The sequence below is a fragment of the Acidobacteriota bacterium genome, from assembly GCA_012517875.1.
Lineage (GTDB): Bacteria > Acidobacteriota > JAAYUB01 > JAAYUB01 > JAAYUB01 > JAAYUB01.
Genome location: JAAYUB010000135.1, coordinates 1 through 22,030 on the forward strand (window position 1 = coordinate 1; position 22,030 = coordinate 22,030).

Here is a 22,030-nt window from a genome sequence, read left to right on the forward strand (position 1 = left end):
CACACCCTCTATGTGGACCAGGAGCACGATTACTGGGCCGAGCCGCACGCCACAGTCAACCGGGACCTCACCCGGATCCTATTCGGCTCCAACTGGGGCCGCAGCGGCACCAGCCAGGTGGACACCTACCTGATCGAGCTGCCGGCGGACTGGGCCGCCCTGTTGAAATAGCCGCATCCTGCCGCCCGTTCGCTTCTGCTACAATACGTTCGGCGCCGCCGCCTGCGGCGGGCCCGGGAGGTTCCGAACATGGAGTGCCGCGTCGGCTGCGGGGCCTGCTGCATCGCCCCGTCCATCAGCTCGCCGATCCCGGGGATGCCCGGCGGCAAGCCCGCCGGGGTGCGCTGCATCCAGCTCACGCCCGACAACCGCTGCCGCCTCTGGGGGCGCCCCGAGCGGCCGGCGGTGTGCGTCAGCCTCCGGGCTTCGCCCGAGATGTGCGGCGGCGGCGCGGCCGAAGCGCTGGCCTGGCTGGCCCGGCTGGAGCAGCTGACCGCGCCGGCCGCGGGTGCTGCGGCCGATTCACGAACACAGGAGACATCATGACCGACGAACGTTTTCCGCGGGAAGAACTGGCGGGGCGGCTGGAGCGGTTTCAGGCGGCCCTGGCCGGCGCCGGGCTGGACGGCGCCATCGTGCTGCAGCGGGCCGACCGGGTCTGGCTCACCGACGCCGCCTTTCAGGGCGCGCTGCTGGTGCCGGCGGCGGGCGCGCCGCGGCTCTTCGTCTGGCGCGGCCGCGGCCGGATCGGCGGCGGCTGCCCGTGCGAGCCCGAGCCGGTGGCCGGAATGGGCAAGCTGCCGGCGGCGATCGCGGCCGCCGGCCTGGCCGGCTGGCGACGGGTGGGCTTCGAGGAAGACGTGCTCCCCGTGGCCTGGTACCGGCGGCTCGTAGCCGACGTCTGGCCCGCGGCCGAACACGCCGACATCGCCCCGGCGCTGCGGCGCTTGCGCAGCCTCAAATCGCCGCGGGAGCTGGCGCGCGTCCGCGTCAGCGGCCGGGTGCTGGCCGGCGGGTTCGCGGCGCTGCGCACGATCCTGCGCGAGGGGATGCCCGAGTACGAAGCCCAGGCGCGGCTGGATCTGGCCATGCGGCTGGCGGGCGACCAGGCCGCCGGGCGCACCCGCGGCTTCAACGCCGAGGCGCGGGGCGTGGTGGCGTGCGGCGCGTCGGCGGCGGTGGACACCGCCTTCGACGGCCCCATCGGCCAGCCGGGCCGCTACTACCTGGCGCCCATGGGGGCGGGCAGCGGCGTGATCCGCACCGGCGCGCCGGTGATCGCCGACTCCACGGCCGGTTATGCCGGCTACCTGACCGACATGACCCGCACCTACCACATCGGACCGCTGGACCGGCGCTTCGTCGACGCCCATAATTTCTGCGTCCATATCCTGGCTGAAGTCACCCGCCGACTGGTGCCGGGGGCGGTGCCCGAAGAGTTGTACCAATGGGCCGTCGACGAGGCGGCGGCGGCCGGCTACGCGGAGCACTTCATGAACCGGGGCGAGAACAAGGTCCGCTTCCTGGGGCACGGCATCGGGCTGGAGATGGACGAGGTGCCCATTCTGGCCCGGCGCTTCACCGAACCACTGGAGGCGGGAATGGTCTTCGCCGTGGAGCCCAAGATCATCTTCGACGACGGCGGCGTGGGCGTCGAGGACACCATCGTCGTCGGCGCCGGCGGCGGCGAGGTGGTGACGCCCCTGGAACTCGGCCTGATGCAGGTCGGTTGAGACGCAACGGAGCGGAGACCATGCCGTACCTGGTGGACGGCAACAACCTGATGGGCCGCGCGGCGGCGCGCGGGTTGGGCGGGCCCACCGACCGCCGCGGCGTGGTGGCCGCGCTGGCGACGCTTGCCGCCGGGCGCGGCGGGCGATTCACTGTGGTGTTCGACGGAGCGCCGGACGCGCACTTCGCCGGCGACGTTGCGCTCGGCCCCGTCCGAGTGGAATTCGCCGCTCCGCGCTCCGCCGACGACCGGATCCTGGCCCGGGTGCGGGCCGCCCGCAACCCCCGCGACCTGACCGTGGTGACCGACGACCGGGCGCTGGCCGCCGCCGCCCGCGGCCTGGGGGCGCGGGTGGCCGGCGTGAACGAGTTTCTGGACCGCCTGACCTCCGGCGGAGGGCGCACCGCCGGCGCCAAAGGCGACACCGGCCCGGTGGACGTAGCGTTTTGGGAGAGCTACTTCAGCGGCCGCACCGACGACGACTGATCGCTGTCGTACTCGTGCTCGTACTCGTGCTCGTACTCATCATCGTCATCGAGCCTTGAGTACGATTCCGACTTGCGAGCACGAACGCGGCCATCAACCATCAACCTTCAACATCCCCCCAGGAGCTTGCCCATGAAACCGTGGTACGAGGAGCTGTTCGAAAACTACGCCGAGTCGTATGATCGCGAGGTGTTCACCCGGGGCACCGTGGCCGAGTGCGACTTCATCGAAGCGGAGCTGGGACACGACCGCACCCGCACCATTCTGGACATCGGCTGCGGCACCGGCCGCCACGCCATCGAGCTGGCCCGGCGCGGCTGGACCGTGACCGGGATCGACCTGTCGGCGGACCAGCTTCGCCGCGCCAGGGCCAAGGCCCGCGCAGCCGGCGTGACGGTGCGCTTCGAGCGCCGCGACGCCCGCCGCTTCCGCTTCGCCCGCCCGTTCGGCGCGGCCATCCTGATTTGCGAGGGGGCGTTCCCGCTCATGGCGACCGATGCCGAGAACTTCGAGATCCTGCGCTGCGCCGCGCGGGCGCTCACGCCCGGCGCTCCCTTCATCCTGACCACGCTGAACGCGCTGTTCCCCCTGTACCACTCGGTCAAGGAGTTCCTCGACCAGCACCCGTCGGGCGTGACCACCCAGGCCGGCGCGTTCGACCTGCTCACCTTCCGGGACCGCTCCACCGTCGCGGTCATCGACGACTCCGGCCGGACCAGGACGCTGGCCACCGACGAGCGGTTCTACGCTCCGAGCGAGATCGCCTGGCTGCTAGCGACGGCCGGGTTCACCGACATCGAGATCCGGGGGTGCGACACCGGCGTCTTCGATCACAACAGGCCCCTCACCCCTGACGATTTCGAGATGCTGGTCATCGCCCGCCGGGCGGCGAGCGGTGCAGTCTGAATGAATCGGGAGATAGTCATCCAACGGATGGATGGCTTATTTTAAATCCGGGAAAGCCTCGAACAGAAACTCCAGATCGTCCAGGTCTTTGGGCCTGTTGACAGCCTGCTTGTTCCGGATCAGACACGCGGCACCCAGATAATGAACCGGGATCTGCCGATCGCCGATGTCCGTGTGGGCGATCACGCGGGTGTCCCACGCTTCGGAAAACGGAATTGCCGTGATGGTGTTCATCAGATCGATCCGGTTCGGCGGTCGCCCGAATTGGAAGATGATACCCGGGACCAGTAAATCCGATGCCGTCTGAATTCCAGGCACACGGCCATGCCAGAATTCAGAGAGCGCTCGGTATAGCCGTTCGGCATTGTCTGTTGACGCTTCGTAGAAAAAATCGATGTCTCCGGTCAGCCGGGCATGGCCGTGAAAAATGACCGCCTCGCCGCCGACAATCACATAGCGGACGTCGTGCTGATGGAGCAGCCTGATGAATTCGCGGATATCAGTCGAGAAGTGAGCGGCGTTCATAGACGATGGGCGCATCGCGGACATCGGGAGCGTTCGTCCCGAATGCCCGTTCCCTGAGCGCTCTGGCGATGGCCTGACGCTCGGCGGGCGTCAGGCGAATTTCTTGTTCGATCTCCCATGCCCGCGCCTCTTCGAAAGAATGTGCCACATGAACAACGGGATCCACAGCGTTCCTTTAACTGCCAAATTTTCTATATTTTACATTATTCCGTCAGGTGGTTCAAGCCCGGTTGCCACAAACCAAATTCAAGAAAAACAATGGTTACTACGTCTAATATCCGTACCGAGTCGCAGACGATGACCGGTATGATGGAGGACTCATGACCAACGGCGTACGCTCCGCTCCGCCCGTGCCGGCCGGTTGCTTCCGATTGGTGTCGGCCGCGCTGTTCCTGTTGGTGTCAGCCGCCGGTCTGATCGCCCAGGCGAGTCCCGTTTCCGCGGCCGTCGAGACGGTCCGGCAGAACTACCGGATGATCGAAGACGGGGTGGCGCAAGGGCTCTTCAGTCAGTGCCGGTTCGAGCTGGGCGGCGGACAGAATCCGACGGAATATACGGTCCACTACCAGGGCGGCGGCGACGCCGATTTCGAACGGGACCCGTATGCCGCGCCGTTCGCGTTGCGGCGGGTGGCGCTGCGCCGGGTGCTGCCGGCGGTGGGGCCGGGCACCGCCGTGTTCTACTATGACGTCGCCGGCGCGGTGAGCTTCGTGCTGGCCCAGGGACCGGACCTATGCGCCACCGGGCTCACCGACATCGCCCCGGCCACCGAGATCCGGGCCTATTTCGCCGGCGGCCGGCTGGTGCGGGCGATCTTCCGGAACCTTATGTCGGATGCCGCCGAGCTGACGTGGGACGCCGGCGCTCTCGCCGCGCCTGAGCTGCAAGCCCGGGCGGTGAAAGTCGAGGCGGCGTACGCCCACCGCGCCGCCGAACTGCGGCAGGCGCTGGAGTTGCTGGCCAGGTAGTGGCGCGGGCGCGATCGGCCGCGTGCGAAGCGAATCACTGGAACAAACGACGGACGACGTCGATGATGTCTTCCAGGTCCGGGCCGCCGCGGTCGACGGGCTCGTCCACAAAACCCCGGCTGCGGTCGGACGACCGGCGGGCCTCCAGCTCCAGGCGCTCGCGGCGGATCCGGGCGGATTCCTCGGCGAGGCGCTCCTTCTCTTTGGTCCGGGCCCTTTTCAGACCGCCTTCCCGGATGAACCGGATCACCTTCTGCAGCTCCTGGTAATCGAACCAGGTGCCATGGGTTTTGCAGCGGTCGATGATGACCCCGGAGCAGCCGGCGAAATTCGTCCGGTGCATCAGCTTGCCGCAGACGGGGCAGGGGATGTAGTGCCGGCCGGCCGCCGCCGCGTCCGGCGCCCGGGCCGGGGCTTGCGCCGTGCCCAGCACCGCCTCCTGCTCCTCGCGCTCGGCGCAGATGCGCTCGAAGCTGGCGGTATCGATCCAGAGGCCGCCGCAGGCGGCGCATTCGTCCACGTGGGCGGCACCCACCCGGATCCGGTGCAACCCGGCGGCGCAGCGGGGGCAGGCGCCGACGGCCGCCGCGGCGACCTCCCGGCTTGCCGCGGCGCCGCACCAGGGGCAGTGGGCCATGCCCACGAACAGGGCGCCGAAGCACTCCGGACAGGCCACCGTGGCGAGCGACGAACCGCAATAGGCGCAGCGGACGCTCTCCGGCGCGGCCTCGGCGCCGCATTGGGGACAACTCAGGGTGCCGGGACGCGGGGCGGGGGGGGTGTCGGGCATCGTGCGCTCCTCCAGCAGGCGGCCATCCGCCAAGGTGTCGCTATCAAAGTTTATCGGCGCGGGGATCGATGTCAAGCCCGATGGCGTTCCGAAACGCCAGCCTCAGTTTCGGAAATTCTCCCCCTCGGTGGACACTTTGCCGGCGATGGCGGCGATGGTGCGGGCGTGGGCGTTGGTGCCGGCGAAGTCCTCAAACCGGCCGGGCACGAGGCGGGGGTCGGGATCTTTGAAGGCGTCGAGGATGAAAAGTTCGGTGTAAAATTGAAGTTCCTCCAGGTTGAAGTTGGCGGCGCGCACATACATGTTGCAGATGGGCAGGTCGATGACGTAGTCGCGGCCGTCGAGACGGCGGAGGCGGGGGAAATAGTCCTCGAGACCCTCCTTGTCCTTCTTGTCGGGGTAGGGACCCAGTGCGTCGATGGTGAGCCAGATGGAGGAGTGAGTTTCCACACGGCGGGGGCAGCAGGGAAGGAGCCAGACATCCTCCCAGATGGTCCGGTCGTCGGGTGAATCCCAGACGTGCGGAATGTAGTAGAGCCAGTTCAAGGCGGCGTCCCTCTGTGAAAATCACCGCGTTGTTTGGCGGCGCCCGTCAATATTTCACCACGGCAGCCGGTTGTCGTGACTGCGGCCGAAGCGGGCATCCACCGGCCGGTCGGGCTCCTGGATCGTCGGTCCACCGCAGGCCGGCTTTGGGGGGATGGTCCGGCTCAAATACTGCTTCCAAACCCATCCCGGTTTAGATAGAATGCGTTTAGTCTACATGCATTTCTGAACTATTCATTGAGCCACGCAAGGAGGCATTATGTGCGCCAAGATCCGTGAGCAGGAAGCACTGGATTACCATTCACTCGGGCAGCCGGGCAAGATCGAGGTGATCTCCTCCAAACCCTGCCTGACCCAGCGGGACCTGTCGCTGGCGTACACCCCCGGCGTCGCGATCCCCTGCCTGCACATCGAAAAGAACCCCGAGGACGTCTTCAAGTACACCAGCCGGGGCAATCTCGTGGCGGTGGTCTCCAACGGCACGGCGGTGCTGGGCCTGGGCGACATCGGCGCGCTGGCCGGCAAGCCGGTCATGGAGGGGAAGGGCGTCCTGTTCAAACGGTTCGCCAACATTGACGTGTTCGACATCGAGCTGGACACCCACGACCCGCAGGAGGTGATCCGCGCCGTTCAGCTCATGGAGCCCACCTTCGGCGGTATCAACCTGGAGGACATCAAGGCGCCCGAATGCTTCCTCATCGAGGAGGAGCTCAAGCGGACCATGAATATCCCCGTCTTCCACGACGACCAGCACGGCACCGCCATCATCGGCGGCGCCGCGCTCATCAACGCGTTGGAGATCGTCGAGAAGGACATCAGCCAGGTGCGCCTGGTTGTCTGCGGCGCCGGCGCCGCCGGCATCGCTTGCGCCAACATGTTCTGCGACTTGGGCGTCGTGCGTGAAAACATCGTCATGCTGGACACGAAAGGCGTCATCTACAAGGGTCGCAAGGAAGGCATGAATCCATACAAGGAGAAGTACGCTTCAACGACCACCGCCCGGACCTTGGCCGAGGTCATGGAAGGCGCCGACGTCTTCTTCGGCCTGTCGACGAAGGACATGGTGTCCCAGAAGATGGTCCAGTCCATGGCCAAGAACCCCATCATCTTCGCCATGGCCAACCCCGACCCGGAGATCACCTATCCGGACGCCAAGGCCGCCCGCCCCGACGTGATCATGGCTACCGGCCGCTCCGACTACCCGAACCAGGTGAACAACGTGCTGGGCTTCCCGTTCATCTTCCGCGGCGCCCTCGACGTGCGGGCCACCAAGATCAACAACGAGATGAAGATCGCCGCCTCGCACGCTCTGGCCAAGCTGGCCAAGGAGGACGTGCCCGACTCGGTCATCAAGGCCTACGGCGGCATCAAGCTCACGTTCGGCCGCGAGTACATCATTCCGAAGCCGTTCGACCCGCGCGTGCTGCTCTACGAGGCGCCCGCCGTGGCCCAGGCGGCCATCGACACGGGCGTGGCCACCAAGCCGTTCGAGAACATCGAGAAGTACCGCGAGCAGCTCGAGATGATGCTGGGCTTCTCGAAGAAGGTCATGCGCGTCGTCATCAACAAGGCCAAGGAGAAGCGGCAGCGAATTGTCTTCCCCGAGGGCGAGGAGGACAAAATCCTGCGCGCCGCCCAGATCATCGTGGACGAGAGCATCGCCACCCCGGTGCTGCTGGGCAATCAGGAGGTCATCCAGAACAAGATCGCCCAGCTGGGCCTGGAACTTCACGATTACGAGATCATCGATCCCCGGAAGTCCGACCGGGCGGAGTCGTTCGCTGAACTGCTGGCCGAGCGGCGCCGTTACAAGGGGATGACACCCCGCACCGCCCGCAAGCTCATGCAGGATCCGGTCTATTTCGGTTGCATGCTGCTGGACCAGGGCCTGGCCGACGGCCTGGTCTCCGGTCTGACCTGTTCCTATCCCGAGACCATCCGGCCGGCGCTGCAGATCATCGGCCTCAAGCCCGGCGCCAAGCGCGTGGCCGGCCTCTATATGATGATCCTCAAGGATCCGATCCTGTTCCTGGCCGACACCACCGTGAACCTGAATCCCACCGCCGAGGAGCTCGCTGAGATCGCGGTCATGAGCGCCGACGCTGCCCGCTACTTCGAGATCGAGCCGAAGGTGGCCTTCATGTCCTACTCCAACTTCGGCTCCGTGGTCAACGCCGACATCCTGCGAATTCAGAAGGCGGTGGAACTGGCCCGCCGGGCGCGGCCCGACCTGGTCATCGACGGCGAGATGCAGGCCGACACCGCGCTGGTGGCCGAACTGGCCCAGCAGAACTTCCCCCACTCCGCGATCCAGGGCGACGCCACCGTGCTCATCTTCCCCGAGCTGTTCAGCGCCAACACCGCCTACAAGCTGGTTCAGCACCTGGGCAAGGCCGACGCCATCGGCCCGATCCTGCTGGGCATGCGCAAACCGGTCAACGTGATGCATCACAACGTGACCGTGGACGAGATCGTCAACCTGACCTCCATCACCGCGGTGGCCTCGAAGCACATGTAGCTCGCCGCGGCGCCGACGCCTCTCCCCGGCCGCCCCGCACGCGGGGCGGCCGTTTCTTTTCGAGGCTCGAGGCTCGGGACTCGGGGTTCGTGAACAGAGTTGAGGATGTTGCTGCGACCTCAGAAACGGAGAACGAGTCTCGAGCCTCGAGTCGATCCCCGGGTGTTCGAGCCGGCAGGATTGAAGTCCGAAAAGGGTTGACAACCCTCGTGGCTGTCATTATATTGTGTCATCTTTTTGGGGCTTCCGCCGGGCATGCACGTGCAGCTGTTGATGATCGGCAAGTTCAAGAACCGGGACCTGGCGGCGCTCGTGGCGGATTATGCGGACCGGATCCGACGCTTTCACCCGTTCCGCGTGGTCCATTTGAAAGAATCGCGGTATGCCGACGAAACCCGGGCCGGCGATCGCATCCGGGCCGAAGAAGCCGAACGCTTTCTGACCCAGATCCCGGCGGGATCGCTCTGCGTCGTGCTGGACCGGGGCGGGCGACAACTCGATTCGGTCGCCTTCAGCCGCTGGCTGGAGCGGACCGCCGAGCCGGCCAACCGCCCACTGGCCTTCGTGGTCGGCGGTTTTCTCGGTGTGGACCACCGGATCCTGGAGCGGGCGGATCTCGTCCTGTCGCTCTCGGACATGACGCTGCCGCACGAGCTGGCCGTGCTGGTGCTCGCCGAGCAGCTGTTCCGGGCGTGCACCATTCGGCACCGTGTGCCGTATCACAAATGAAAGGAGATGGAGAGGGGATGCAAAAGAAAGATTTTGAAAAATACAAGAAGGCTCTGATGGCGAAGCAGCAGGCGCTCCTCGACAGCGTCCAGGAGGCGGACAACTCCGGGCGCGAAGTGGACGAGGATCCCAGCGACATCGCTGACGTGGCCTCCAGCGCCTACAACAAGGAATTCTACTTCAACAAGAGCAGCGCCGACCGGAACACGCTGCGACTCATCCAGGAGGCGCTCGCCCGGATCGAGCGGGGCCGATTCGGCCGCTGCCAGGCGTGCGGCATCACCATCGAAGCCAGGCGCCTCAACGCCGTCCCCTGGGCCAAATACTGCATCGGCTGCCAGGAAAAGAAAGAGAAAGGTACCCTGAGGGAATAGCACCGGGAGAGGGTCGTTTTCGCCGTCCCCGCCGTCTCATCACTAATTGCCCGTTTCTTCCACACCGTGGCCAGCCTGGTCTGGCCGGACCATTGCCTCCTCTGCCGCTCGTTCCTCGACCAGCCGGACGAGCGGGGCGTCTGCCGGGAATGTCTGGCGCCGCTCCGCCCGCGTCCGGACAAGGTGATGTGTCCGCGCTGCGGCTATCCGCTGGCCACGCCCCAGGCGCTGTGCCCGCCTTGCCGCGGCACCGCCTTTCTGTTCGACCGGGCGCGGTCCGCGGGTGAATACGCCGGCGCCCTGCGGGAGCTGATCCACCAGTTCAAGTTCGCCGGCGCGTCACGGCTGGCCGGGCCGTTGGCCGGCCTGCTCGCGGACGCCGCCCGCCTGGACGGCGGCCTTCCAGCCGGGGCGTGCGTGGCCGCGGTGCCCCTCCACCCGCGCCGGCGTCGCCAGCGCGGGTACGACCAGGCGTAACTGCTGGCCCGCGCGGTGGCCCGCCGCCTGGGACTGCCCCACCGGCGGCTGCTGCGCAAGGTCCGGGCGGTTCCGCCCCAGTCGTCGCTGGGGCTGGCGGAGCGCGCCGCCAACATCCGGGGCGCCTTCCGGGTCCGCCGCCTGCGCCGCGGCGTCCCGGCGGCGGTGCTCCTCGTGGACGACATCTTCACCACCGGCGCCACGGTCAACGACGCCTGCCGCGCCCTGACCGAGGCGGGGGTGGAGACGATCCACGTCCTGACCCTGGCCCGGGTGCCGCTGGCGTAGCCCCGGCCGGTCCGGTCGGCGCGCCCGGCCGCGCGGAGCGGAGCGTTTGACAGTCCGTGGCGATCGTGCTACAGTTTGCGTTCCCCCCACCGGGGCAGGTTGCACCAATGGACATCCTTTCCCTTATTTTCGGCACCAGGAACGACCGGGAGCTCAAGCGCCTCCGGCCCGTGATCGCCAAGGTGAACGATCTGGAACCCCGCTTCAAGGCGATGCGCGATGAGGAGTTCGCCGCCCTCACCGCGGCATTCCGCGAGCGCCTCGACCGAGTCGAGGACGATGACGCCCGCAAGGCGCTGCTCAACGAGATCATGCCCGAGGCGTTCGCCGCGGTCCGCGAGGCCGCGTGGCGCACCCTGCGCATGCGCCACTTCGACGTGCAGATCCTCGGCGGCGCGGTGCTCCACGAGGGCCGGATCGCCGAGATGAAGACCGGCGAGGGCAAGACCCTGGTGGCCACGCTGCCCGCCTATCTCAACGCTCTGGCCGGACGGGGTGTCCATATCGTCACCGTCAACGACTACCTGGCCCGCCGCGACCGGGACTGGATGAATCCCATCTACCGGCTGCTCGGGCTGACCACCGGCGTGATCGTCCACGACCTGGACGACCGCGAGCGCTACGAAGCCTACCGCTTCGACATCACCTACGGCACCAACAACGAGATGGGCTTCGACTACCTGCGCGACAACATGAAGTTCGAGCTGGAGCACTGCGTCCAGCGCCCGCACTGGTACGCCATCGTCGACGAAGTGGACTCGATCCTCATCGACGAGGCACGCACGCCGCTCATCATCTCGGGCCCGTCCGAGGAGTCCACCGACAAGTACTACCGGATCGACCGGATCGTCCCCAAACTCAAGCGCGACGTCGAGTACCTGGTGGACGAGAAAGCCCACACCGTCACCCTGACCGAGGACGGCATCCTCAAGGCCGAGAAGCTGCTGGGAGTCGAGAACCTGTACGACCCCGTCCACATGGACCTGCAGCACCACATCAACCAGGCGCTGCGCGCCCATAACCTGTACCAGCGTGACGTCAACTACGTGGTCAAGGACGGCCAGGTGGTCATCGTCGACGAGTTCACCGGCCGCCTCATGCCCGGCCGGCGCTGGAGCGACGGTCTGCACCAGGCGGTCGAGGCCAAGGAAGGCGTCAAGATCGAGCGCGAGAACCAGACCCTGGCCACCATCACCTTCCAGAACTACTTCCGGATGTACAAGAAGCTGGCCGGTATGACGGGCACGGCGTCCACCGAGGCCGAGGAGTTCTGGAAGATCTACAAGCTTGAGGTGAACGAGATCCCCACGAACAAGGAGATGATCCGCAACGACAACCCCGACGTCATCTACCGCACCCAGCGCGAGAAGTTCAACGCCATCGTCGACGAGATCATCGAGCTCCACGAGGCCGGGCAGCCGGTGTTGGTGGGCACCGTGACCATCGACAAGTCGGAGCACATCTCCAAGATGCTCACCCGCAAGGGCGTTCCCCACAACGTACTGAACGCCAAGTACCACGAGAAGGAAGCCGAGATCGTCGCCCAGGCCGGCCGGGTGGGCGCGGTCACTATCGCCACGAACATGGCCGGCCGCGGCACCGACATCCTGCTTGGCGGCAACCCCGAGTTCATGGCCCGCGAGGAGTTCAAGAAGCGCAAGCTCGACTGGCGGGAGGTTCCCCCCGACGAATATCACGCGGTGGTGGAGCAGATGCGCGCCCAGGTGGCCGAAGCGCACGAACGCGTCAAGGCCGCCGGTGGCCTGCACATCCTGGGCACGGAGCGCCACGAAGCGCGCCGCATCGACAACCAGCTCCGCGGCCGCGCCGGCCGCCAGGGCGATCCCGGCTCCTCGCGGTTCTACCTGAGCCTCGAGGATGACTTGATGCGGATCTACGGCGGCGAGCGGATCTCAGGATTCATGAAGAGCATGGGCATGGACGAGGGCGTCCCCATCGAGAGCCGGTTGGTCAGCCGCCAGATCGAGAAGGCGCAGAAGCAGGTCGAGGCCCATAATTTCCAGATCCGCAAACACCTCCTCGAGTACGACGACGTGATAAACAAGCAGCGCGAGGCCATCTACAAGATGCGCCGCGAGCTGCTCGAGGGGAAGGAGCAGCGCGACTATGTGATCGAGGTCGCCGGCGACATCCTCGACGGGCTCGTCGACACCTACGCCCCTGCCGACAAGCGCGTCGATGAGTGGGACACGGCCAACCTCGATGTGAACCTGCGCTCGCAGTTCGGCCTCGACCTCAAGACGGCGGGGATCGATCCGGGCGCCTTCGAGCGCCGCGAGGGATTCGTCGACGCCTTGCGCGCCCGCGTCCTGGCCGTGTTCGAGGACAAGGAACAGCAGCTCGGGCCCGAGTTCATGCGCCGCCTGGAGCGCTACATCATGCTCCAGGTGCTGGACGCCCAGTGGAAGGACCACCTCCTGGCTCTGGACCACCTCAAGGAGGGGATCGGGCTGCGCGGCTACGGCCAGAAGGACCCCCTCGTGGAGTACAAGCGCGAGAGCTTCGACCTGTTCAACGACCTGCTCAACCGGATCGAGGAGGAGTCGGTGCGGCTGCTCTGGCTGGTGGAGGCCCGAGTGGCCGACCGCCAGGAGGAGCACATGCAGCAACGCCGCCAGACCGCCGACCAGGCGCTGTCCTACAGCGGCGCCGGAGAAGCCGCCGCGGCCGCGCCGGCCAAGGTGAAGACGGTGGTCAAGCAGGCCAAGGTGGGCCGCAACGATCCGTGCCCGTGCGGCAGCGGCAAAAAGTACAAGTTCTGCTGCGGCAAGCAGTGAGCCGCCGGGAGGGGGAGATTCCCAAAGCGCGAGGAACCGATATGATGGATAAGATCGCCAAGGAAGCCCTGACGTTCGACGACGTGCTGCTGCTGCCCGACTACTCCGCCGTGCTGCCCGGCGACGTGGACATTTCCACCCGCCTGACCCGCAACCTGCGCCTGAACATCCCGCTGCTGTCCGCCGCCATGGACACGGTGACCGAAGCGGCCATGGCCAAGGCGATGGCCGAGGAGGGCGGCATCGGCATCATCCACCGGAACATGACGATCGAGGAGCAGTGCAACGAAGTGGACATCGTCAAGCGCTCCGTCTCCGGCATGATCCTCCACCCGGTGACCATCGCCCCGGAAGCCCGCGTGGCCGACGCGCTGGAGCTGATGAAGAAGTACAAGATCTCGGGCATCCCGGTGACCGAGGGGCCGAAACTGGTGGGCATCCTGACCAACCGCGACCTCCGTTTCGAGACGCGGATGGAAGCGCGGGTGGCCGACCTGATGACCCGGGAGCGGCTGGTGACGGCGCCCGTGGGCACCACGCTGGAGGAGGCCAAGAAGCTCCTGCACCAGTACCGGATCGAGAAGCTCCTCATCGTCGACGAGCACTTCCACCTCAAGGGCCTCATCACCATCAAGGACATCCAGAAGATGATGGCCTTCCCCAGCGCCTGCAAGGACGCCCACGGCCGGCTGCTGGTGGGCGCGGCCATCGGCGCGTCCGCCAACACCATGGAGCGGGCCGAGGCGCTGGTGGCCGCCGGCGCCGACGTGATCTCCATCGACACCGCCCACGGCCACACGAAGAGCGTGCTCGAAGCGGCCCGCAAGTTCAAGGCGCGGTTTCCGGCCGTCGAGCTCATCGTGGGGAACGTGGCCACCGCCGCCGCCGCCGAAGCGCTGATCGATGCGGGCGTCGACGCCATCAAGGTGGGCATGGGCCCCGGTTCCATCTGCACCACCCGCATCATCTCGGGGGCCGGCGTGCCCCAGATCACCGCGGTGATGGACTGCGCCGGCGTGGCCGCCCGCCACGGCGTGCCTGTGATCGCCGACGGCGGCATCAAGTACTCGGGCGACGTGACCAAAGCGCTGGCCGCCGGCGCCGAATCGGTGATGATCGGCTCGCTGTTCGCCGGCACCGACGAGAGTCCCGGCGAGCTCATCTTCTACCAGAACCGCTCCTACAAGGCGTACCGCGGCATGGGATCCATCGGCGCCATGAAGAAGGGGAGCGCCGACCGCTACTTCCAGGCCGGCACCGAGGCCGGCAAGCTGGTGCCCGAGGGCGTCGAAGGGCGCGTGCCGTACAAGGGGAGCCTCCGCTCCCTCATCCCGCAGCTTACCGGCGGTCTGCGTGCCGGCATGGGCTACTGCGGCTGCGAAAACCTGACGGCGCTCCGCGAGCGGGCCCGGTTCATCAAGATCACCCCGAGCGCCCACCGCGAGAGCCACGTCCACGACGTGGTGGTCACCCAGGAAGCGCCCAACTACCGCGTGGAATCGAAGGAGTGAGGGGCCGACCGTGGCCGACGACTTCACCCACTGGGACGCCGAGGGCCGCAGCCGCATGGTGGACGTGGGCGCCAAGCCCGCCACCGCCCGCGCGGCGAAGGCCGGAGTGCGGGTGCGGATGCGACCCGAGACGCTGGCCAAGGTTCGGGAGCTGAAGCTGCCCAAGGGGGATCCGTTCGAAGTGGCCCGGGTGGCGGGAATCCTGGCGGCCAAGCGGACGCCGGAACTCATCCCCCTGTGCCACCCGTTGGCGCTCAGCCACGTGGACGTCCGCATCGCCGTGGCCGCCGACGGGGTGGCCATCGAGGCCGAGGCGCGCTGCACCGGTCCCACCGGTGTCGAAATGGAGGCGCTCACCGCCGCCGCCGTGGCCGCGCTCACGTTCTACGACATGTGCAAGGCGGTGGATAAATCCATCGTCATCGACGACCTGCGTCTGCTGGAAAAATCAGGCGGCTCCTCCGGCGACTTCCGCGCGGATGAAGCCTGAGGCTTTTCCCCATTCGTTGAAAGTTGAGAGTTGAGGTTTGAGGGTTCGCGCTCGAAATTCGAAATCGTAATCGGGCTCATAATCGAGACTCGAGGCCAGCGGCTCGTTTCGTCGCGCGGACACCGGATGTCGGAAATCGGACCTGGGACCCGGGTCTTGGAACCCAGGTTTATTTAACAGATCACCCCTCCCATCAACCCATTCACCCATCATCACGCCGCATCTCAACTCTAAATCCTTCCCAACCTTCTCTGAACTTTCCAACTTTCGAACCGGACTTGTCAGCGCAGCGCCAGTTTCATCTGCAGCAGGTCCACGACGTTGACCCCGCCGTCCTGGTTCACGTCCGACGCACCCTCGCCCGCCACCAGCCGCAACCGGGTTTACGGCAGGAACAGGTTCATTTCCAACAGGTCCAAATGGTTCAGAACATCGTCCAGGTTCAGGTCGCAGATGAAGCAGCGGAAAACACACAGGTGCTGGGTGTCACCGCGAACAGCAGGCCCGTGCCGTTCGTGTGGTAGGCCAGCTGGGTGATGACGCCGGTGGGGATCCCGTAGCTCACGTTGACCGTCGAGTTGCTCTCATTGGAGCTGCGGAACACACCGTTCGGGGAGCCGATCATGAGCGTGGAGGTCCAGCCCGGGTCGATGGCCAGCGTCCGGACGATGATTGCGGCAAGATCGGGGCCGGTGGCGCGGCCAGTCGGGTCCGGGTGCCAAGGTACGGACCATGGCCCTGCTAATGCCACTGATGAATCGGCCCGGCGCCGGCCCCGTCGCGACCACCAGCGCCAGTACCAGTGCGCGCGCACGAATCATTCCTCGCATCTTGCCCATGCTCACCTTCGCACCCCGCTGTTTCCCTAAACTCAATTTGATCGACCGCTCCCGCGTTCCCGCCGCATTCGCGGCAGCGGCGGTTCGGTTACACCATGCCCCGCATCGGTTTTCAGATCCGAGCAAAGATGAGTTGATCAGCGATCAACTTTCAGCAGGAAGCGTCAATCGTGAACCGTGAGCGGTCAACTTCTAGATGAGCTTTCTCAACCATTAACAACTTTCAGCCTTCAACCCTTTAACTCGATTTCAACCCGAATATCAAACCTGCAAACGTGTTTACCTGCCAATCTGTGAACCTGCGAACCTGCGAACCTGTGAACTTGTGAACCTGTGAACCTTCGAACCTCCAACCCTTTAAACTTATAAAATCTTCAAACGGCTCGATCACGATTTCGATTACGATTATTCTGCTTACTGTTTGCTGCTAACTGTTGTCTGTTCACTCCCCGACAGGCACCGCGTTCACCGCCGACAGGAAATTGAGCGGCTGGTCGCCGAACAGCGCGAACACCATCAGCCCTGAAGACGGCGTGGTCTGGTTCTCGATGATCAGATAGCCGCCGAAGATGCTGCCCAGATCGGGCATCTGCTGGTCGAGCAGGAAAATCGAGCGGCCGTGCGCCGGCACGTTGACCGTGGCGGTCGCCTGCGGAAAGCCGTCCTGGTCGTAGGCGGTCAACAGGACCGACTGCGCCGTGGCGTCCGGATTGAGGATGCTCACGCCGGTGAAGAACGCCACGCTGCCCAGCGTCCCGATGGTGAGATGCCCGACGAGAAAGTCGTCACCGCCCGGCGTCACCAGCCCCAGGCAGGAGAGGAAGCGGCCGGCGCCGCTCTCGCCGAATGTGATGGCGCCGGTCAGGCCGAAGCCGCCCTGCGGGTCCACTTTGATGTAGCCGGAGGTGGGGTTGACCAGACCGAAGAGGGTGGCCACGTTGAGCTGCTGTTTGGAGCGGGCGGCCATGGCCAGCGCGGGGACGGTGCTGATCAGGTTGCCGCTGTCGCCGTACAGCGACAGGGCGACATTGAACGAACCCGCCGATGTGTTTACCAGTGTCAGGAACGACTCGTAAACCACGCCGAAATCACCCGCCGCGGCGTGGGGGCTGTACAGCACGGTGGGCGTATCGGGTACCGCCAGTCCGTCGACGGCGGCCAGCTTCTGCGCGTCGCCGTAGAGCTCGCAGCCGATCACCGGCTGGTCCGAATCCACGAACAGGAAATCCCCCGCACCCATCGACGGGAAGGTCGTGCCCACCTCGATGACCCGGCGGGCGCGACCGGCAAGATTCACCGCCAGCGTCCCTTTCTCGGCGCCGCCGCCCACCCAGCGGACGGTGATATGGGCCTGGGCGAGCGAGGGGTTCACCAGGAGCACCCGCGCGAAACCGCCGGCCGGCGGTCCCGCCGGCAGGACGAAGCAGGTGCGCGCGTCGCGGACGTCGGGCAGCTTCAGCCCGTCGAGGTAGGTCATGCTGTCGCCCTCGTTGGCCAGCCACAGGCCGTAGGTGTCCGCCTGGGTGATGAACGCCCGGGCCCAGCGGGCGGAGTTGTCGGCGTCGCTGCCCAGCACGCTCGGGTCCGCCAGGTAGCGGGCGTACTGGGTGCCCGAGGCGATGGATGCGGTGACGCTTTTGCGGTACGCGCCGGTGTCGTCGTACAGCTCGAGGTTCAGGAGCGCGGGCTGCGCATCCAGGTTCACCACCGAAAACGACAGATCCTGGCTGCGGGGGAAGTGGACCAGGTTGAACGGCTGGTCGGCCAGAGCCGCCGCACCGGTTCGGTCCGAGATGCCGCCCAGGGTGCTCCCGCCGGCCACCGACAGGACGTTGTCCTCGCTCAGGGTGACATGGTTGACCGGGTCCAGTTCCACGTCGCCCAGTGTGTTGATGCTGTATGCATAGGCCATGGCGCCGCCCGCATCGGAGACGCACAGGGCCAGCTTGTAGTAGTCGGCGAAGCCCACCAGCACATCGGGGCCATGATAACCGTCGAAGTTTTCCGCCTGGAGGGCGCTGGGACGGTTGAGGAAAAAAACCTTCTGGCCCGCGCCCGGGCTGAACGTTCCGCCCGCCTGGGCTTTCCACACGGCGATCGATTTGTCGCCTTGCAGTGCCAGGCACAGGTCGCTGCGGCCGTCGCGGTCGAAGTCGGCCGACTGGATGTCCACCGGCTGAGTGCCCGCGATGGTGTACTCCGTCCGGCTGAAAGTGCCGCCGCCGGAGTTCCGGAACACCGAGACCGTGTTCCCGCCGGTGTTGGCCACCGCCACGTCCGGGTCCAGGTCGCCGTCGAAATCGCCGCCGGCCAGCGCCACGGGGCCGCTGCCGGTGGCGAATGAGGCGCCGCTGGTGAACGCGTTGCCGAGCAGCAGGTTGAGCGTATTGCCGGCCTGGTCGGTGTACAGAAAATCGGAACTGCCGTCGCCGTTGACATCCTGGACCAACGAGTCGGACGGTGTCCCCGCCAGCGCCAATGTCCGGGCCGGCGGCAGCGGCCCGGCCGATTTTTGAGCCATAAACAGATCCTGCCAGTCGTAGATTCTGAGGAATCCGTCACTGTCACCGATGAGCAGGTCGGGCCGGCTGTCGCCCGTGACGTCGGCTGCGTCCAGGGTGACGGGTGTGAAGTCGCCCAGGTCCCGCCAGCTCATGCTCCCCAGGGAACCGTCGGCGCGGCGAAACGACCAGAACAGCCGGCGGTTATTCTGGTCGAGGGTGAGCAGATCCTCACGGCCGTCCAGATCCAGGTCCGCAGTGGCGAAATCGGTGATGGTGGCTCCCAGTTGCGCCGCGGCTGACAGGTCTGGCGCCTGGGTCGGATCGTACTGGAACAGGTCCACCATGTCGGGATAGATCCAGTTGGGCACATCCGCGCCGGAACTCTGGTAAAAAGCCCGGATGGTCACTGGGAAATGTCCGTCCGTCGAATCGAAATCATAACTCCGCACGTCGGCGATGAACTGGGTGCTGGCCTGCTGGTACAGGCCGGCCGAGCTCCAGTTGCTCGCCTCGTTAGGCGGCCAGACGCCGGCGCCGATGCCCAGAGTGAAACCGAGGAACTTCGACTCCTTGGCCGGGATCCAGTTGATGGGATTTTCCGTGAGGCGGATCCAGATCTTGCTCTCGCCGGCCATGTAGCGGAAGAGCTGGACGGCGTGTCGGCCGATGCCGGCCGGGCTGGACGTGTCGTCGTTGGGTTCATAGGCGCCCGAAGCCGGATTGAACTGGTACTCGGACACGGCCAGGGGGCAGACCAGCCTTCCGGGAGGTTCCAACATCAGGTCGTACGGCGTGCCGGTGGCCAGCGTCTGGCTCAAATAGGCTCCCGGCGGCAGCTGGATCTCGATGATGGCGGGATTGGCGGTCGTCACCCCCGGGAACGCATCCGGGCCGGGCGCCAGCAGGAGCGGGGCGGCGGGCAGGATCTGCGAGGGCAGCGTCAGGTCCAGGCCGCCCGGTCGGCTCGAGGCGTACTGGACGTAGAGCGCATCGTCCGCCACGAGGCGGGTGAAGACGCCGCCGGCGGCGGCGGCGTACTCCAGCCGGGATACCTGGGGGACGAACGCCATGTCATAGACGACGATTTCATTGAACGCCGGATCGGCCGGCGACCAGGTGGTGCCGCTGTCGGTGGAGACGCAGAGCCCGTCCCAGGTGCCGGCGTACACAACGGACGGTGATCGGGGATCCACCTCGACGCACTCCACCCACAGGTTGGTCAGACCCGCGTTGCAGGGCAGCCAGCTGCCGCCGGCGTCCGTCGACCGGTACACACCGTCACTGGTGGCCAGGTACAGCGTGTTCGGCTGGACCGGGTGGATCGCCAGGTCCATGGCGAAGAGCGGCGGGAGGCCGGCGGCGGCCGGCGCCCACGTCTGGCCGTTGTCGACGGTCTTGTAGACGCCGTTGGACCAGAACGACACGTAGACCACGTTGGGTGCCGTCGGGACCAGCAGCAGGTCCGTCGCCGAATCGGACGGCAAGCCGGTGCTGGCGGCCACCCAGGTGTCGCCGCCGTTCTTGCTCTTGAACACCGGTTCCGGCGTCCAGCCGTGAGTGTCCAGCCCGACGTAGACGGTGTCGCGACTGGCCGGGTGGACAGCGACGCTTTCGACATAACCCGCCGGCAGGTTGTTCCGGACGCTGTGCCAGGTGTCGCCGCCGTCCTGGGTTCGGATGATGTCGTAGATGCCGCCGGCGAAGACGGTGTCGGGATCCACCGGGGAGATCTTCACGTCGGCGAAGTTGTCGCCGATCCCCTGGATGAGCTGCCAGGTGATGCCGCCGTCGTCGGTCCGGAACAGGTTGCCCGCCGTGCCGGCGAAGGCGGTCTGTCCCGCGCCCGGGCTGATCGCAATGCTGTGCACGATCACGCCGGTCAATCCGGTGTTGATCTCCACCCAACCGGCGCCGCCGTTGCCGGAGCGCCACATGCCGTTGCCCCAGGTGGCGGCGTACACGGTGCCCGGATTGCGGGTGTCCAGGGCCAGTGCCATGCAAGCGGGATTGTACATGCCGTAACCGGCGAATTCGAAAGGAGCGCCGCCGACGGACTTGTACGTCCCGCCCATGCCGGTGGCGAAGATCGTGTCGGACGCCAGGTCAACCTTGATGTCGTAGATGCTGGGCCAGGTGAAATCGGGATCGACCACCGTCCAGGTGACGCCGGCGTCTATCGAGTGGTACACGCCGCCGTCTGTTCCGGCATAAACGATGTTGCCCTTCTCAGGATGCACCGTAAGCGCCCAGATTACCGGGTTGCCCATTGTCCCGGTGGGGACCCAGGTGCCCCCGCCGTTGGAACTCTTGAACACGCCGGTGTAGCGGGTGCCGGCATAGAGAATGTTCGGGTTGACGGGATTGATGGCCAGGCTGCAAATCCCCAGGTCGGTCAGACCCTGGTTGACCGGGCTCCAGCTGCCGCCGCCGTTTGTGGATTTGAAGACGCCGTTGCCGTTTGTGGAGACGTACACCGTGTTCGGCGTCGTCGGATGGATGACCAGATCGAACGTTTCCGTGCCGGAGAAGCCCGTGCTGGAGTCGATCCAGGTTGTGCCTCCGTCCGTGCTCTTGAACACGCCCGTCATCGTGCCGGCGTACAGCACCTGCGGATTCTTGGGGTGCATGGCCAGGGAGTACGCCTGGTGGTCGGTAAGGCCGGCGTTGGCGGTGCTCCAGCTTTGTCCCCAGTTCATGCTTTTGAACACGCCGCCCCCGAGCGAGGCCGCGTACACCACGTTCGGATTCTGCCAGTCGACGACGGTGCTCATCATCAATCCGCCGTAAGGGCCGTTCGTGTTCCAAGCGTTGATGCCCGCCACTGCCGCCGCTGACAGGATCGCGCCCACCAGCACCAGCACAATGAGTACTCGCCGCATATGAACCCTCCTGCCCTCGACTAGCCGATTGGAAACCGATGAACGTATATATAATTATCGCCTAAAAGAAGCCATTTGTTGTGTGGAATCGGAACCGGTGGCCCGTTGCCGTTCGGCGCGTGATTATATTTGTCATTGAGGCGCGAGGTTCGTTCCCAACCTACGGACATTGGACTTCGGATATCGGACATCGGGTCTCGCGGTTCGGGGTTTGTGGTTCGGGGCTTCCCGTTCGTCTAACGATTCGCGTCTTACCTCTGATGTCTCTCGTCTCACGATTCACCATCCGAAATAACCAGGGCCCAATGCATGTTTTATCTCGCCCTTCGTATCTTCGCGGTGAATCCGCCTCACTCGAACCTGCCGGAGGCGACCCCTACGCTCCTCAACCTGCCGGCACACTCAGCCAGACTGAGTATTACCCCGGTCAATCCTGCCTGTGGTTGAGATCGGATAGAATCACTGATACTGCCACGAATGAATGAAACCGCGCGATTATGATCAAAATTGATTCAACAGCGTTTTAATACTATCACTGCTGTCCGGTTAAAACTTACCTCCACTGCTGGAAATGATGATTCATGAGTAACATCCAAGGAATTTCGGCTGTAACCGATTTTCATTTTTCCGTGGCATGCTGTCACCCGGGGACACTTCCCGCCGGGGTGAA

Annotated in this window: 19 protein-coding genes; 14 read left to right on the plus strand and 5 right to left on the minus strand. The window is 65.7% G+C overall.

Annotated elements, in window-relative coordinates:
- The 5 genes from GX414_13840 to GX414_13860 all read left to right on the plus strand — a co-directional run.
- A partial coding sequence (locus GX414_13840; protein NLI48183.1) for a hypothetical protein occupies positions 1–171 on the plus strand: 171 nt, incomplete at its 5' end.
- Between the two features lie 78 nt (positions 172–249).
- The gene (locus tag GX414_13845) at positions 250–546 is read left to right on the plus strand and encodes a YkgJ family cysteine cluster protein (protein NLI48184.1); all 297 of its coding nucleotides are present in this window, start codon (positions 250–252) and stop codon (positions 544–546) included.
- The gene (locus GX414_13850) at positions 543–1,733 is read left to right on the plus strand and encodes an aminopeptidase P family protein (GenBank protein ID NLI48185.1); all 1,191 of its coding nucleotides are present in this window, start codon (positions 543–545) and stop codon (positions 1,731–1,733) included. The genes GX414_13845 and GX414_13850 overlap by 4 nt, the downstream gene beginning before the upstream one ends.
- Before the next feature lie 20 nt (positions 1,734–1,753).
- A complete protein-coding gene (locus GX414_13855; GenBank protein ID NLI48186.1) occupies positions 1,754–2,218 on the plus strand; it encodes an NYN domain-containing protein in 465 nt (154 codons plus the stop codon).
- A gap of 132 nt (positions 2,219–2,350) precedes the next feature.
- Positions 2,351–3,124 (plus strand): class I SAM-dependent methyltransferase, encoded by a 774-nt coding sequence (locus GX414_13860; GenBank protein NLI48187.1) that lies wholly within the window; start codon positions 2,351–2,353, stop codon positions 3,122–3,124.
- Positions 3,125–3,160: 36 nt separating this feature from the next.
- On the opposite strand, the gene GX414_13865 is transcribed toward GX414_13860, so the two are convergent.
- Positions 3,161–3,649: a hypothetical protein gene (locus tag GX414_13865; GenBank protein NLI48188.1), complete on the minus strand. Its 489-nt coding sequence runs from the start codon at positions 3,647–3,649 to the stop codon at positions 3,161–3,163.
- Between the two features lie 320 nt (positions 3,650–3,969).
- Here GX414_13865 and GX414_13870 point away from each other — a divergent pair, with 320 nt between their 5' ends.
- Positions 3,970–4,617, plus strand: a complete 648-nt coding sequence (locus tag GX414_13870; GenBank protein ID NLI48189.1) for a hypothetical protein — start codon at positions 3,970–3,972, stop codon at positions 4,615–4,617.
- A gap of 34 nt (positions 4,618–4,651) precedes the next feature.
- Here the strand turns inward: GX414_13870 and GX414_13875 are convergent, their stop codons facing one another.
- Entirely contained in the window at positions 4,652–5,407 is a 756-nt protein-coding gene (locus GX414_13875) for a hypothetical protein (GenBank protein ID NLI48190.1), read from the minus strand.
- A gap of 102 nt (positions 5,408–5,509) precedes the next feature.
- The gene (locus GX414_13880) at positions 5,510–5,953 is read right to left on the minus strand and encodes a hypothetical protein (protein ID NLI48191.1); all 444 of its coding nucleotides are present in this window, start codon (positions 5,951–5,953) and stop codon (positions 5,510–5,512) included.
- A 259-nt stretch (positions 5,954–6,212) separates the two neighbouring features.
- On the opposite strand from GX414_13880, the gene pta reads away from it, so the two are divergent.
- The 8 genes from pta to moaC all read left to right on the plus strand — a co-directional run bounded on the left by pta (position 6,213) and on the right by moaC (position 15,138).
- Positions 6,213–8,471, plus strand: a complete 2,259-nt coding sequence (gene pta, locus GX414_13885) for a phosphate acetyltransferase (GenBank protein NLI48192.1) — start codon at positions 6,213–6,215, stop codon at positions 8,469–8,471.
- A gap of 255 nt (positions 8,472–8,726) precedes the next feature.
- Positions 8,727–9,200 (plus strand): 23S rRNA (pseudouridine(1915)-N(3))-methyltransferase RlmH, encoded by a 474-nt coding sequence (locus tag GX414_13890; protein ID NLI48193.1) that lies wholly within the window; start codon positions 8,727–8,729, stop codon positions 9,198–9,200.
- Positions 9,201–9,217: 17 nt separating this feature from the next.
- Positions 9,218–9,574, plus strand: coding sequence for a TraR/DksA family transcriptional regulator (locus GX414_13895; protein NLI48194.1), 357 nt, complete (start codon positions 9,218–9,220; stop codon positions 9,572–9,574).
- A gap of 66 nt (positions 9,575–9,640) precedes the next feature.
- On the plus strand, positions 9,641–10,051 hold the full coding sequence (locus GX414_13900) for a ComF family protein (protein ID NLI48195.1): 411 nt from the start codon (positions 9,641–9,643) through the stop codon (positions 10,049–10,051).
- A gap of 15 nt (positions 10,052–10,066) precedes the next feature.
- The gene (locus GX414_13905; GenBank protein NLI48196.1) at positions 10,067–10,339 is read left to right on the plus strand and encodes a ComF family protein; all 273 of its coding nucleotides are present in this window, start codon (positions 10,067–10,069) and stop codon (positions 10,337–10,339) included.
- Positions 10,340–10,446: 107 nt separating this feature from the next.
- Complete coding sequence (secA, locus tag GX414_13910) at positions 10,447–13,137, plus strand: preprotein translocase subunit SecA (protein ID NLI48197.1); 2,691 nt, start codon at positions 10,447–10,449, stop codon at positions 13,135–13,137.
- A gap of 41 nt (positions 13,138–13,178) precedes the next feature.
- On the plus strand, positions 13,179–14,648 hold the full coding sequence (gene guaB / locus GX414_13915; protein NLI48198.1) for an IMP dehydrogenase: 1,470 nt from the start codon (positions 13,179–13,181) through the stop codon (positions 14,646–14,648).
- Between the two features lie 10 nt (positions 14,649–14,658).
- Positions 14,659–15,138: a cyclic pyranopterin monophosphate synthase MoaC gene (gene moaC, locus GX414_13920; protein NLI48199.1), complete on the plus strand. Its 480-nt coding sequence runs from the start codon at positions 14,659–14,661 to the stop codon at positions 15,136–15,138.
- Positions 15,139–15,580: 442 nt separating this feature from the next.
- Here the strand turns inward: moaC and GX414_13925 are convergent, their stop codons facing one another.
- Both GX414_13925 and GX414_13930 read right to left on the minus strand, forming a co-directional pair.
- Positions 15,581–15,952, minus strand: coding sequence for a hypothetical protein (locus GX414_13925; GenBank protein NLI48200.1), 372 nt, complete (start codon positions 15,950–15,952; stop codon positions 15,581–15,583).
- A 467-nt stretch (positions 15,953–16,419) separates the two neighbouring features.
- Positions 16,420–21,360 (minus strand): hypothetical protein, encoded by a 4,941-nt coding sequence (locus GX414_13930; protein NLI48201.1) that lies wholly within the window; start codon positions 21,358–21,360, stop codon positions 16,420–16,422.
- Between the last annotated feature and the right edge of the window lie 670 nt (positions 21,361–22,030).

Excerpts from the sequence above, each read along its gene's own strand:
- GX414_13845 (NLI48184.1), top strand. The coding sequence starts at position 250 with ATGGAGTGCCGCGTCGGCTGCGGGGCCTGCTGCATCGCCCCGTCCATC.
- GX414_13850 (NLI48185.1), top strand. The coding sequence starts at position 543 with ATGACCGACGAACGTTTTCCGCGGGAAGAACTGGCGGGGCGGCTGGAG.
- GX414_13855 (NLI48186.1), top strand. The coding sequence starts at position 1,754 with ATGCCGTACCTGGTGGACGGCAACAACCTGATGGGCCGCGCGGCGGCG.
- GX414_13860 (NLI48187.1), top strand. The coding sequence starts at position 2,351 with ATGAAACCGTGGTACGAGGAGCTGTTCGAAAACTACGCCGAGTCGTAT.
- GX414_13865 (NLI48188.1), bottom strand. The coding sequence starts at position 3,649 with ATGAACGCCGCTCACTTCTCGACTGATATCCGCGAATTCATCAGGCTG.
- GX414_13870 (NLI48189.1), top strand. The coding sequence starts at position 3,970 with ATGACCAACGGCGTACGCTCCGCTCCGCCCGTGCCGGCCGGTTGCTTC.
- GX414_13875 (NLI48190.1), bottom strand. The coding sequence starts at position 5,407 with ATGCCCGACACCCCCCCCGCCCCGCGTCCCGGCACCCTGAGTTGTCCC.
- pta (NLI48192.1), top strand. The coding sequence starts at position 6,213 with ATGTGCGCCAAGATCCGTGAGCAGGAAGCACTGGATTACCATTCACTC.
- GX414_13890 (NLI48193.1), top strand. The coding sequence starts at position 8,727 with ATGCACGTGCAGCTGTTGATGATCGGCAAGTTCAAGAACCGGGACCTG.
- GX414_13895 (NLI48194.1), top strand. The coding sequence starts at position 9,218 with ATGCAAAAGAAAGATTTTGAAAAATACAAGAAGGCTCTGATGGCGAAG.
- secA (NLI48197.1), top strand. The coding sequence starts at position 10,447 with ATGGACATCCTTTCCCTTATTTTCGGCACCAGGAACGACCGGGAGCTC.
- guaB (NLI48198.1), top strand. The coding sequence starts at position 13,179 with ATGATGGATAAGATCGCCAAGGAAGCCCTGACGTTCGACGACGTGCTG.
- GX414_13930 (NLI48201.1), bottom strand. The coding sequence starts at position 21,360 with ATGCGGCGAGTACTCATTGTGCTGGTGCTGGTGGGCGCGATCCTGTCA.